This window comes from Streptomyces sp. NPDC028305, from assembly GCF_055569495.1.
The window spans coordinates 245,677-258,301 of the sequence record NZ_JBVHTN010000001.1 but is presented as its reverse complement, the minus strand read 5'-3'; the positions used below and the strand labels follow the sequence as shown (position 1 = coordinate 258,301).

General features: G+C 68.9%; 10 protein-coding genes, 1 tRNA gene and 1 pseudogene. 2 read left to right on the top strand and 10 right to left on the bottom strand.

Annotated features, from left to right (window positions below; genetic code table 11):
* Positions 1–40 precede the first annotated feature (40 nt).
* On the top strand, positions 41–1,471 hold the full coding sequence (pyk, locus tag ACZ4WQ_RS01180) for a pyruvate kinase (RefSeq protein WP_311724839.1): 1,431 nt from the start codon (positions 41–43) through the stop codon (positions 1,469–1,471).
* Positions 1,472–1,612: 141 nt separating this feature from the next.
* Here pyk and ACZ4WQ_RS01175 read toward each other — a convergent pair.
* Positions 1,613–1,951 (bottom strand): annotated as a pseudogene (locus ACZ4WQ_RS01175) (transcriptional regulator); the annotation flags it as partial.
* Between the two features lie 109 nt (positions 1,952–2,060).
* Positions 2,061–2,135 (bottom strand) — tRNA-Leu (locus ACZ4WQ_RS01170).
* A gap of 97 nt (positions 2,136–2,232) precedes the next feature.
* On the opposite strand from ACZ4WQ_RS01170, the gene ACZ4WQ_RS01165 reads away from it, so the two are divergent.
* Entirely contained in the window at positions 2,233–2,865 is a 633-nt protein-coding gene (locus tag ACZ4WQ_RS01165) for an ANTAR domain-containing response regulator (RefSeq protein WP_014180542.1), read from the top strand.
* Positions 2,866–2,943: 78 nt separating this feature from the next.
* Here ACZ4WQ_RS01165 and ACZ4WQ_RS01160 read toward each other — a convergent pair whose 3' ends face one another.
* The 8 genes from ACZ4WQ_RS01160 to ACZ4WQ_RS01125 form a co-directional block, all read right to left on the bottom strand.
* On the bottom strand, positions 2,944–3,660 hold the full coding sequence (locus tag ACZ4WQ_RS01160; protein WP_361183587.1) for an ABC transporter ATP-binding protein: 717 nt from the start codon (positions 3,658–3,660) through the stop codon (positions 2,944–2,946).
* A complete protein-coding gene (locus ACZ4WQ_RS01155) occupies positions 3,657–4,544 on the bottom strand; it encodes an ABC transporter ATP-binding protein (protein WP_311724842.1) in 888 nt (295 codons plus the stop codon). The genes ACZ4WQ_RS01160 and ACZ4WQ_RS01155 overlap by 4 nt, the downstream gene beginning before the upstream one ends.
* 5 nt (positions 4,545–4,549) lie before the next feature.
* Complete coding sequence (locus ACZ4WQ_RS01150) at positions 4,550–6,289, bottom strand: branched-chain amino acid ABC transporter permease (RefSeq protein ID WP_311724843.1); 1,740 nt, start codon at positions 6,287–6,289, stop codon at positions 4,550–4,552.
* Positions 6,290–6,300: 11 nt separating this feature from the next.
* Positions 6,301–7,233, bottom strand: a complete 933-nt coding sequence (locus ACZ4WQ_RS01145; RefSeq protein WP_311724844.1) for a branched-chain amino acid ABC transporter permease — start codon at positions 7,231–7,233, stop codon at positions 6,301–6,303.
* Positions 7,234–7,334: 101 nt separating this feature from the next.
* A complete protein-coding gene (locus ACZ4WQ_RS01140; protein ID WP_385339391.1) occupies positions 7,335–8,573 on the bottom strand; it encodes a branched-chain amino acid ABC transporter substrate-binding protein in 1,239 nt (412 codons plus the stop codon).
* Between the two features lie 412 nt (positions 8,574–8,985).
* The gene (locus tag ACZ4WQ_RS01135; protein ID WP_468021901.1) at positions 8,986–9,444 is read right to left on the bottom strand and encodes a hypothetical protein; all 459 of its coding nucleotides are present in this window, start codon (positions 9,442–9,444) and stop codon (positions 8,986–8,988) included.
* A 134-nt stretch (positions 9,445–9,578) separates the two neighbouring features.
* Positions 9,579–10,088 (bottom strand): hotdog fold thioesterase, encoded by a 510-nt coding sequence (locus ACZ4WQ_RS01130; protein ID WP_311725053.1) that lies wholly within the window; start codon positions 10,086–10,088, stop codon positions 9,579–9,581.
* A gap of 78 nt (positions 10,089–10,166) precedes the next feature.
* Complete coding sequence (locus ACZ4WQ_RS01125) at positions 10,167–12,461, bottom strand: FdhF/YdeP family oxidoreductase (RefSeq protein WP_468021900.1); 2,295 nt, start codon at positions 12,459–12,461, stop codon at positions 10,167–10,169.
* Positions 12,462–12,625 lie beyond the last annotated feature (164 nt).

Genomic DNA, 12,625 nt, shown 5'->3' with positions numbered 1-12,625 from the left:
TCCCGGTTCTTTACCGACTGGTAAGTCGTAGGCTCGCGGCATGCGCCGAGCAAAAATCGTCTGTACTTTGGGACCCGCAACCGACTCGTACGAGCAGATCAAGGCGCTCGTCGAAGCCGGAATGGACGTGGCCCGCTTCAACCTCAGCCACGGCACCTACGCCGAGCACGAGGAGCGTTACCGGCGAGTCCGAAAGGCCGCGCTGGAAACCGGTCGCAGCGTCGGCATCCTCGCCGACCTTCAAGGTCCGAAGATTCGTCTCGGCCGTTTCCATGAAGGCCCTGTACTCCTTGAACGCGGGGATGAGTTCACCATCACCGTCGAGCCGATCGAGGGCGACCGGCTGCGCTGCGGTACCACCTACAAAGGCCTGGCCACCGACGTCAGCCGGGGCGAGCGCATCCTCGTCGACGACGGCCGGGTCACCCTTGAAGTCGTGGACGTAGAAGGTCCGCGCGTGCACACCATGGTCATCGAAGGCGGCATGGTCTCCGACCACAAGGGCCTCAACCTCCCCGGAGTCGCCGTCTCCGTCCCCGCCCTCTCCGACAAGGACATCGAGGACCTCCGCTGGGCGCTGCGCACCGGCGCCGACATCATCGCCCTGTCCTTTGTCCGCAACGGCAACGACGTGGTGGATGTGCGGCGGGTCATGCAGGAGGAGGGCGTCCGGCTCCCGGTCATCGCGAAGATCGAGAAGCCGCAGGCGGTCGAGAACCTGGAAAAGATCGTCGATGCCTTCGACGGCATCATGGTCGCGCGCGGCGACCTGGGCGTGGAGATGCCGCTGGAGCAGGTGCCGCTCGTCCAGAAGCGCGCGATCAAGCTCGCCAAGCGGAACGCGAAGCCGGTCATCGTCGCGACCCAGATGCTCGACTCCATGATCGAGAACTCCCGCCCCACCCGGGCCGAGGCCTCGGACGTCGCCAACGCGGTCATCGACGGCACGGACGCGGTGATGCTCTCCGGCGAGACCAGCGTCGGCAAGTACCCCATCGAGACGGTCAAGACCATGGGCCGTATCGTCGCGGCGGCCGAAGAGGACATCCTCGCCAAGGGCCTCCCCCCGCTCACCGAACGCAACAAGCCCCGCACCCAGGGCGGCGCGGTCGCCCGCGCGGCGGCGGAGATGGGCGACTTCCTCGGCGCGAAGTTCCTGGTCGCCTTCACCCAGAGCGGCGACACCGTCCGCCGCCTCTCCCGCTACCGCTCACCCATCCCCCTCCTCGCCTTCACCCCCGAGCCGTCGACCCACTCCCAGCTGAACCTCACCTGGGGTGTGGAGACCTTCCTCGGTCCGATGGTCGAGTCCACGGACGAGATGGTGGCCCAGGTCGACGAGGAACTGCTGCGGATCGGCCGCTGCCAGAAGGGCGACCTCGTCATCATCACCGCCGGCTCCCCGCCCGGCGTCTCCGGCTCGACCAACCTCGTCCGCGTGCACCACATCGGCGAGGGCGACCTGCGGTAGGGGTCCGACGCGGGCCGGAGTGCGGGGCGCTGGGCGCGCGCCTAGTACTTCGGCCCGATGTGGGCGTCCATGAGGGCGACGGAGGCGCGCTTGGCGACGGAGATGTTCCAGGCGTTCGGCTGCTTCCAGTCGATGCCTAACTGGTCGAGCGTTTTGGTGTAAAGCCCCCGGGGCGTCAATGAGGCCCGGCCAGACATCCGCGCATGCGATGCGAAGGAAGTACGCGCCCTTCTTGAGGCGGCTGACGCAACCGTCGCCGAGGTACAGGCCGAGCAGGTAGGCGTAGGCGGCGGGGTCCTCCGGCGGCCGCGGCTCCGGTGCGCATCTGGGACACGCGTCGCCCTGGGACAGAGGTTCGATCCGGATCTGCCAGGCACGAATCGCGGCACGGGATATCCCGGTCTGCTTGCTCACGGAGTTGAGGCTTCGGCCCTGGCCGACGAGAGCGAGGGCTCGCTTGCGCGTTTCGAGGTCGTACACGCCATCGAGCGTGGCTGGTGCTGGCGTGCGCGTTGCCCGCTCGAAGGGATGTTCACTTCATCGAGTGAAGGGCAGCGATTCTGCTGTGACCTTGGAATCGAAGGAAAAGTGCCCCGGGTCGGACTCGAACCGACACTGTATGGGTTTTGAATCCATTGCCTCATGCCAATTGGGCTACCGGGGCTTGCGGTTTCGAAGGTCACCAACGACCCGCTGCGCGTCCACCTTACCGCAGCTAGGTAGGCTCGTGGTGCCCCACCTGTTAAGGAGCGAGGAGCACATTGAGCACCACTGACGCCCCCGACGCGCAGTCGCACGTCCCCCCGCACACCACCCGCGTGGTCATCGCCGAGGACGAGGCCCTCATCCGCCTCGACCTCAAGGAGATGCTCGAGGAGGAGGGGTACTCCGTCGTCGGCGAGGCGGGCGATGGTGAGACGGCCGTCGCGCTCGCTCAGGAGCACCGCCCCGACCTGGTGATTCTCGATGTGAAGATGCCGGTCCTCGACGGGATCTCCGCCGCCGAGCGGATCGCCGCCGACCGTATCGCCCCGGTCCTCATGCTCACCGCCTTCTCGCAGCGCGAGCTCGTCGAGCGGGCGCGGGACGCCGGCGCCATGGCGTACCTCGTGAAGCCGTTCAGCAAGAGCGACGTGGTCCCGGCCATCGAGATGGCCGTCTCCCGCTTCACCGAGCTGAAGACGCTGGAGAAGGAGGTCGCCGACCTCGCCCAGCGCCTGGAGACCCGCAAGCTCGTCGACCGCGCGAAGAGCATCCTCCAGACCCAGTACGGGCTGACCGAGCCCGCCGCCTTCCGCTGGATCCAGAAGACCTCGATGGACCGCCGGTTGTCCATGCAGCAGGTGGCCGAGGCCGTCATCGAGGACGCGGCGGAGAAGAAGCAGCAGCAGTAGCGACAGCACAAGACGAGGGCCTGTCCGTACCGCGGTGGTACGGACAGGCCCTCGCAGGTTGTCGGGGCGGCGCGGGGGTCAGTCCTCGCCCAGGTAGGCCTTGCGCACCGACTCGTCGTGCAGCAGCTCCGGGCCGGTCCCTGACAGCACGATCTTGCCGATCTCCATCACATGGCCGTGGTCGGCCAGCGACAGGGCGGCCTGGGCGTTCTGCTCGACGAGAAGGATCGTGGTGCCCTGGGCCTTGAGCTCGGCGATCGTCTGCATGATCTTCTGCATCATGATCGGGGAGAGGCCCATGGAGGGCTCGTCGAGCATGAGCAGCTTGGGGCGGGACATCAGGGCGCGGCCCATGGCGAGCATCTGCTGCTCGCCGCCGGAGAGGGTGCCCGCGGCCTGGGTGCGGCGTTCGCCGAGGATGGGGAAGAGGTCGTACGCCTTCTGCACGTCCGCGGCGATGCCGTCGCTGTCCTTGCGCAGGAACGCGCCGAGTTGGAGGTTCTCGGCGATGGTCAGGCGCGGGAAGATGTGCCGGCCCTCGGGGGAGTGGGCCAGCCCCAGGGCGACGATCTTGTGGGCGGGGACGCCGTTCAGCGGCTTGCCGTCGAAGCGGATGGAGCCGCCGAGCGGCTGGAGGAGCCCCGACAGGGTGCGCAGGGTGGTGGTCTTGCCCGCGCCGTTGGTGCCGATGAGGGTGACGACCTGGCCGGCCTCGACACTGAACGAGATGCCCTTGACGGCCTCGATCTTGCCGTAGGCGACGCGCAGGTCCTCGACCTCGAGCAGTGCGGTCACTGTCCGTCCTCCGTACGTGCTGTGGTGCTCTGCGGGGTCGCGCCCGTCCCGGTGCTCTGCTGCGCCTCGGCGGCCTCGACCTCGGCGGCCTCCTCCGCGCCCGGCTCGCCCTCGAAGGGGGTGCCGATGTAGGCGGCGATCACGCGTTCGTCGCTCTGGACGACGTCGGGGGTGCCCTCGATGAGCTTCTGGCCCTGGACGAGCACGGCGACGCGGTCGCAGAGGTTGAAGATGAACCGCATGTCGTGCTCGATGACGAGGACGGCGGTGCCCTGGTCCCGGATGGCGAAGACGAGTTCCTCGGTGGCCCGGGTCTCCTGGGGGTTCATGCCGGCGGTGGGCTCGTCGAGGAGGAGCAGGCCGGGGTCGCTGGCGAGGGCGCGGGCGATCTCCAGCTTGCGCTGTTCGCCGTAGGGGAGGTTGCGCGAGAGGTGGTCGGCCTTGTGGGCGAGCCCGGTGAACTCGAGGAGTTCCATGGCGCGTGCCTTGGAGGCGGCTTCGGCGCGTTTGAAGCCGGGGCCGCGCAGAAGGGCCGACCACAGGCCCTCCTTGGTGCGGGTGTGGCGGCCGACGAGCACGTTCTCCAGGACGGTCATGTTGGCGAAGAGCCGGATGTTCTGGAAGGTGCGGGCGACGCCGGCCTGGGTGACCAGGTGGGGTTTGGGCGGCAGGACGCTGCCCTGGTAGGTGACGCTGCCCTCGGTGGGGACGTACAGCCCGGTCAGGCAGTTGAAGAAGGTGGTCTTGCCGGCGCCGTTGGGGCCGATGAGGCCGACGATCTCGCCGGAGTTGACGGTGAGGTCGACGGAGCGTACGGCGGTCAGTCCGCCGAAGCGCATGGTCACGCCGCTGGCGCTGAGTACGGGAGAGGTGGTGGTCGTCATCTCTGTTACGCCTCCGCCTTGGTCACGCCGACGGCGTTGCCGGAGAGCTGGGGCTGGTCGGGGGCGTCGAGCTGGTCCTTCTCGTGGTATTCGAGCTGCTGACGCCGGTTGGGGATGATCCCTTCGGGGCGGAAGCGCATCAGGAGGATGAGCGCGATACCGAAACCGAGTAGCTGGTAGTCCTGGAAGAATTCCAGCTTCTTGGGGATCAGGAACAGGAGCGTGGCGCCGAGGAGCGGGCCGCCGATGGTGCCCATGCCGCCGAGGATGACGGCGGCGAGCAGGAAGGTGGAGTTGGGGGGCACGGGCCCGGCGAAGACGTACTGTTCGGGCACCACGGTGGTCTGGACGTGGGCCCAGACGGTGCCGGCCACACCGGCGAGGGTGGCGCCGAGGGCGAAGGCGATGAGCTTGACGCGGAAGCCGTTGATGCCCATGGCGGTGGCGGCGGTCTCGTCCTCGCGGATGGCGACCCAGGCGCGTCCGATACGGGAGTTGCCGGCGCGGCTGAAGACGAGCACGACGACGATCGTCACCAGCAGCATCAGGAAGAAATAGTTGGCGTTCGAGTCGAGCGTGTGGCCGAGAACGGTGTGATCTTCGTCGAAGTTGAAGCCGAAGATCTCCAGCGCGGGGATGTTGGGGATGCCGTTGGGGCCGTTGGTGACGGAGGGTCCGGAGGTGCCGTCGAGGTTCAGCATGACGATGCGGAAGATCTCTCCGAACCCGAGGGTCACGATGGCGAGGTAGTCGCCGCGCAGCCGCAGGGTGGGTGCGCCGATGAGGACGCCGAAGATCAGGGAGACGACGGCGCCCGCGACGATGGCGGCCCAGAAGGGGAGGTGGAGGTCGATGGTGGAGGAGCCGGCTCCGGAGACCAGGGCGGCGGTGTACGCGCCGACGCCGAGGAAGGCGACATAGCCGAGGTCGAGGAGGCCGGCCAGGCCGACCACGATGTTCAGGCCGAGGGCGACGGTCGCGAAGATGAGGATGTTGACGCCGAGCTCGGTGTAGCTGGCTTTGTTCTGGGTGAACGGGAAGACCACCGCGGTCACCAGGGCCGCGATGAGAGTGATGGAACGATACTCCCCGGTGAGCGCGCTCAGCCGGGCGATCACCCCGGCCTTGAAGAGAGCGGCGGCGGCGAAGCCGACGGCGATCAGATAGCCGAGGAACGGCTCGGGGTTGTCCGCGTCGGTCTGGATGCCGTAGTTGACGATGTAGAGCCCGACCGCGAAGACCGCGGCGATGATGAGGATCTCGGCCCAGGAGGGAAGCTCCGCCGGGCGCTTGAGCGGCCGGGTGTCGTTCGGGAGCAGGAGGGCCGCGAGGGGGATCACGCTGGCGACGGCGGCAACCCAGGCGCCGGGCTCCCAGTTGGCCACGCCGCCGAGGTCGACGGCGATGGCGATGATGGTGAACCAGGTGGTGGCGAAGGTGCCGAGGGCTATGAGCCGCAGGGCCTGGGTGGAGCCGGCGGGGGTGAGCCAGCGCAGGCCGCGCAGGTCCATGGCGGACAGTGCGAAGAGGATGGTGGCCAGGCCCAGCACCAGGGTGAGGAGCTGGAGGCCGCCGGGGTAGCCGTTGAAGGTGAGGTCGCCGGGGAACTCGTCGGTCCAGGTCCAGGCGAGGAAGGTGGAGACGACGGAGGCGAGGCCGCCGGCGGCGGTGATCGCCCGCAGCGTGGCGGGGCTTCCCCCGCGCTGGGTGTTCTCGCCCGTGGTCTTGTTCGTGTCGGTGGTCATGTGTTCCCTCCTCACGCCCGGTCCGCCACGCGTTCGCCGAGCAGGCCCTGTGGCCTGACCAGCAGAACGACGATGAGCAGGGTGAAGGCCCAGACGTCCTTCCAGGCACCGCCGCCGAGCTGTTCCATGCCCGGGATGTCCTGGATGTACTTGATGGCCAGGGCTTCGGCGATGCCGAGGACGACTCCGCCGAGCATGGCGCCGTAGATGTTGCCGATGCCGCCGAGCACGGCGGCGGTGAAGGCCTTGAGGCCGGCGATGAAGCCCATCTCGAAGTTGATCTGACCGTACTTCAGCCCGTGGGCCAGCGCGGCGACGGCGGCGAACGCGCCGCCGATGGCGAAGGCCATCACGATGATGCGGTCGGTGTTGATGCCCATCAGTTTGGCGGTGTCGGGGTCCTGCGCGGTGGCCTGCATGGCGCGTCCGGCACGGCTCTTGGAGACGAACAGGCCCAGGGCGAGCATGCACAGCGGGGCGGCTATGAGGAGGAAGACGTCGCCGCGCTGGATGTGCAGATTGCTGAAGATCTCCAGGGACTTGCCCTCGAACTGGGGAAACTGCCGCGGCTTCTTGGCGTCCGGGTAGAAGGCCCACACGGCCTGCTGGAGCGCGATGGACAGGCCGATCGCGGTGATCAGGGGCGCGAGCCTGGGGCCTCCGCGCAGTGGCCGGTACGCGAAGCGTTCGGCGGCGGTGGCGATGGCCACCGAGGCGACGACGCCGCCGATCAGCATGAGGGGCAGGGCCAGGGAGAGCGCGGTGCCGCTGGGGAGCCAGATGTAGATGGTGAGGGCTCCGAAGCCACCGATCATGAAGATCTCGCCGTGGGCGAAGTTGATGAGCTGGACGATGCCGTAGACCATGGTGTACCCGATGGCGATCAAGCCGTAGAGGGCGCCAAGGGTCAGGCCGTTGACCAGCGTTTGCGGCAGTTCGTGCACCGCAGGGCCTCCGATGAGCGTGTCGGATATGACGCCGCGCGGGGGCGCTGTTGCGCCTCCGCGCGGCTGGGGGGTGATGTGCGGGGCAGATCCCTGAAGGGTCAGTCCTTGAAGGTGTCGCTCTTCACGGACTTCCAGGCGCCCTTCTGGACCTCGTAGACGGTCAGCTGCTTGTTGGTGGTGTCGCCGTACTGGTCGAAGGAGACCTTGCCGGTCACGCCATCGAAGGAGACCTTGTTCAGCGCCTCGGTGATCTTGGCGCGGGCGTCGTCGGGCAGCTTGCCGTCGTTCTCCTGGACCACGGTCTTGACGGCCTGGATGATCGCCCAGGCGGCGTCGTACGAGTAGCCGCCGTAGGCCGCGTACGGGTCGTCATATCCCTGCGCCGCGTACTCCTTGACGAAGTTCTTGGCGGAGGCGAGGTCCTCGACGGGGTAGCCGACCGAGGTGGCCAGGTCGCCGTCGTTGTTGGTGCCCGAGGCCTTGATGAAGGCGGGGTCGTAGATGCCGTCGCCGCCCATGATCGGGACGTCGGCCCCGGCCTGCTTGACCTGGTCGGACAGGAGGCCGCCCTCGGGGTACTGGCCACCGAAGTAGACGGAGTCCGCGCCGGTGGACTTGACCTTGCCGGCGATGCCGGAGAAGTCGGTCTCCTTGACGGTCAGGTGGTCGGTGCCGACGACCTTGCCGCCGAGGCGCTTGAACTCCTCGGAGAAGATCTTGGCGAGGCCGGCGCCGTAGGTCTGCTTGTCGTCGACGACGAAGACCTTCCGCTTCTTGGCGTCCTTGTAGTAGTACTGCGCGGCGAAGCGGCCCTGGATGACGTCGGTCGTCGCGGTGCGGAAGTACGTCTTGAAGGGGCGGGTCTTCTTGTTCGCGGCCCAGTCGGGACCCTGGCTCAGCTCGGGGTTGGTGTTCGCGGGGGAGACCTGCGCCAGGTCGGCCTTGGCGAACACGCCCTGCATGGACTGGGAGACGCCGGAGTTCAGCGGGCCGACCGCGCCCAGGATCTCGTTGTCGTCGACCATCGAGGTGGCGTTCTGCTTGCCGGACGAGGGCACGGCCTGGTCGTCGAATTCCTTGATCTTGAAGGTGACGCCGGGCACTTCGTTGTTCTTGTTGGCCACTCTGGTCGCGAGGTCGACCGAGTTCTTGATGCCCTGGCCGAGGGCGGACAGGGAGCCGGTCAGCGGGGCGTCGACACCGATGACAACGGTGGTCTTCTTGTTGTTGTTGTCGCCGCTGCTGCTGTCACTCTTGTCGCGCGACCCACAGGCGCTGAGGGTGAGTGCTCCCGCAGTGACCGCGGTCGTGATGATGAGCAAGGAACGGTGTCGCACGAGGAATCCTTTCCCTGGCCGGCCCCGCTTCCGCGTGCCGTCGCCGGAGATTCTGGAACGTTCGGCGGATGTTGAGTGAACACCCGACGGCGTGGTGACTGGCTGTGACTCTAGGCGCGTAGGGCAGCGGGGGGCAGTGGGCCAGACCATGATGTGACTGTCTTGTTATGACACAGGTCGCCAGGCCGTGTCCGTGTAGCGGAACCTAAGGGATGAATGGGGCATATGCGCTGAACCTGTGAAGTCCGGATACTGAGAAGCCGCAGTTCCGCTAAGCAGTGCGGGGGAGCGACGGGGGGTGTGTGGACTGAAGTGGGATCATGTACGTCAAAAGATCAACGGTACAGGCGCGGGTCTAAGTCAAGACCTAGTCTTGCATTGCGTGAATGTTACGGAGTGTTACGACTGACGGTCATGACGGCGGGCGCCAGTTCTCCGAGCTGTGGGTCGCGCCCCCCTCCGCCGTGCAGCGCCGCAGGGTCTCCTGGCTGATCAGTTTCCTGGCGGCCGCGGCGCCACGCCGCCGCTGCTCCGCCCGCGCGGCGTGCACGATGTCGTCGTAGATCTCGAACTGCTGGTTGGACATCCCCTTCTGCTCCCAGTCGAGCCCGGCCCAGGTGCTGCCCCGCAGATCCTGCCCGGCCCAGTGCGAGATGAGGTCGAAGCACAGCCGGACGGGTGAAGTCGCCCGAGGGGAGGCGCTGTTGGCCGAGGTGCTTCGCGGGGCGGGGGCGGGGCGTGACTCCGGGCCGCTACACGCGGTCGCCGCGGCGGCGAGCGCCAGCGCGGCGGCGAGTGTCGGCGCGAGGGCGCGGACGGCGCCTGTGCGGGTCCGTGCGCGGGTCGGCGGGTGACGGGTCGATGCCCCCATGGGAAGACCGTAGAGCCGCCTCTGCGGGCGGGCAACGGCCGTGCGGACGGGGGCCGTTCGGGGTGGTGCTCGGGCGCGGCGCTGTGGGGGCCTGGGAGGGCCCGGCGGGTGGCCGGGCCCAACTCCGCCCGCCGTCAGCGCGCCGGGCCGTCCTTGGCCTCGCCGGCGGCCTCGGTCAGCGCCTGCTCCGTGCCGACCTCGCGCAGCAGACAGGTCAGCCGGGCCGAGCACACGCGCCGGTCCTGCTCGTCGGTGATGACGATCTCGTACGTGGCGGTGGAGCGGCCACGGTGGACGGGTGTGGCGACGCCGGTGACCAGGCCGGAGCGGACGCCGCGGTGGTGGGTGCAGTTGAGGTCGACCCCGACGGCGATCCTGGCGCTGCCGCCGTGGAGCATCGAGCCGATGGAGCCGAGCGTTTCGGCGAGCACCGCCGAGGCGCCGCCGTGGAGCAGCCCGTACGGCTGGGTGTTGCCCTCGACCGGCATCGTGCCCACCACGCGCTCGGCGGAGGCCTCGAGGATCTGCACGCCCATGCGGGTGCCGAGGTGCCCGGCGGAGAACAGCGCGGGGAGGTCGACGCCGAGCGCCGCGTACTCGTCGATGACCTCTTGCGGGAACGTCACACCGGTCTGCTCGCCCATCGGGTCCTGCTCCAATCGCTCGGGTGTCCTGCCGTCGTTCTGTCCTGGCCGCATCCTGTCAGTCGACTGAGCAAACGCTTAGGCGGGGGTGGATTGTTCCAGGCGGACCACCACGGACTTGCTGGCCGGGGTGTTGCTGGTGTCGGCGGTGGCGTCCAGCGGGACCAGGACGTTGGTCTCCGGGTAGTAGGAGGCCGCGCAGCCGCGCGCGGTCGGGTAGTGGACGACCCGGAAGCCGGACGCGCGCCGCTCGCTGCCGTCCGTCCACTCGCTGACCAGGTCGGCGTACGTGCCGTCGGCGAAGCCGAGCGCGCGGGCGTCGTCGGGGTGCACCAGCACCACGCGGCGGCCGTTCTTGATGCCGCGGTAGCGGTCGTCCAGGCCGTAGATGGTGGTGTTGTACTGGTCGTGGGAGCGGAGGGTCTGAAGCAGCAGCCGGCCCTCGGGCGCCCGCGGGTACTCGACGGGCGCGGCGGTGAAGTTGGCCTTGCCGGTGGCGGTGGGGAAGCTCCGGGAGTCGCGCGGGGCGTGCGGCAGCGCGAACCCGCCCGGCCGGCGCACCCGGGCGTTGAAGTCCTCGAAGCCGGGGATCACGGCCGCGATGCGGTCACGGACCGTGTCGTAGTCCTTCTCGAACTCCTCCCAGGGGGTGCGGCTTTCGTCGCCCAGCACGCGCCGGGCCAGCCGGGAGACGATGGCGGGCTCCGAGAGCAGCCCGGGGCTCGCGGGTTCCAGGCGCCCGCGCGAGGCGTGCACCATGCCCATGGAGTCCTCGACGGTGACGAACTGCTCCCCGCCGCCCTGGAGATCGCGCTCCGTACGGCCGAGCGTGGGCAGGATCAGCGCCCGGGCGCCGGTGACCACATGGGACCGGTTCAGCTTGGTGGACACATGGACGGTGAGCCGGGCGCGGCGCATCGCGGCCTCGGTCACCTCGGTGTCGGGGGAGGCGGAGACGAAGTTGCCGCCCATGGCGAAGAAGACCTTGGCCTGCCCGTCGCGCAGAGCCCGGATGGCCCGTACGACGTCCAGGCCGTGCTCGCGCGGCGGGGCGAAGCCGAACTCCCGCTCCAGGGCGTCCAGGAAGGCCGGGGCGGGGCGCTCGAAGATGCCCATGGTGCGGTCGCCCTGCACATTGCTGTGTCCGCGCACCGGGCACACCCCGGCGCCGGGGCGGCCCACATTGCCGCGCAGCAGCAGGAAGTTGACGACCTCCCGGATGGTGGGCACGGAGTGCTTGTGCTGGGTCAGGCCCATGGCCCAGCACACGATGGTGCGCTCGGAGGCGAGGACCATCCGCAGGGCCTGGTCGATCTCGGCCCGCTCCAGGCCGGTGGCGCGCAGCGTCTCGTCCCAGTCGGCGGCGCGGGCCGCGGCGGCGAACTCCTCGAACCCGTGGGTGTGCTCGCGGACGAATTCCTCGTCGACCGCGCCCGCGCCGGTGTCGGCGGCCTCCAGGATCAGCCGGTTCAGGGCGCGGAAGAGGGCCTGGTCGCCGCCCAGCCTTATCTGGAGGAAGAGGTCGGTGAGCGCGGTGCCGCCGCCGACCAGGCCGCGCGGGGTCTGCGGGTTCTTGAACCGCTCCAGGCCGGCCTCGGGCAGCGGGTTGATGCTGATGATCTTCGCGCCGCCGGCCTTGGCCCGCTCCAGGGCGGAGAGCATCCGCGGGTGGTTGGTGCCCGGGTTCTGCCCGGCCACGATGATCAGATCGGCCTGGTGGAGGTCGTCCAGCAGCACGCTGCCCTTGCCCACGCCGAGGGTCTCGGTCAGCGCCGAGCCGGAGGACTCATGGCACATGTTCGAGCAGTCGGGCAGGTTGTTGGTGCCGAATTCGCGGGCGAAGAGCTGGTAGAGGAAGGCGGCCTCGTTGCTGGTGCGCCCCGAGGTGTAGAAGACGGCCTCGTCGGGGGAGGAGAGGGCGCGCAGCTCCTCGGCGATGAGGTCGAAGGCGCGCTCCCAGGTGACCGGCTCGTACGACTCGGCGCCCTCGGGCAGATACATCGGCTGGGTGAGGCGGCCCTGCTGGCCGAGCCAGTAGCCGCTGCGGGTGGCCAGGTCGGCGACAGGGTGGGCGGCGAAGAAGTCGGGGGTGACGCGGCGCAGCGTCGCCTCCTCGGCGACGGCCTTGGCGCCGTTCTCGCAGAACTCGGCCTTGTGGCGCTTGTCGCCCTCGGGCCATGCGCAGCCCGGGCAGTCGAAGCCGTTCTTCTGGTTGACCCTGAGGAGGGTGAGCGCGGTGCGGCGCACGCCCATCTGCTGCTGGGCGATGCGCAGTGTGTGGCCGATGGCGGGCAGCCCGGCGGCGGCGTGCTGCGGGGCGGCCACCTCGGGTGCGTCCTGCACCGGGTCTCCTGCGGGCGGCTTGGCTGCCATGTGACTCACCTTCCCTGGCGCTGCGGTGCGTAGCGCCGCCGTATCATTCTGTTGTCTCTTCGGGGATCGGTTCGGGCTGGACCGCAACCCTTTCGGGTTGGAAGCCCGCCGCTTCGGCGGTGAGCGGAGTCACGTCGCTGTCTCCCTTGCTGAGTGGCGAGTGT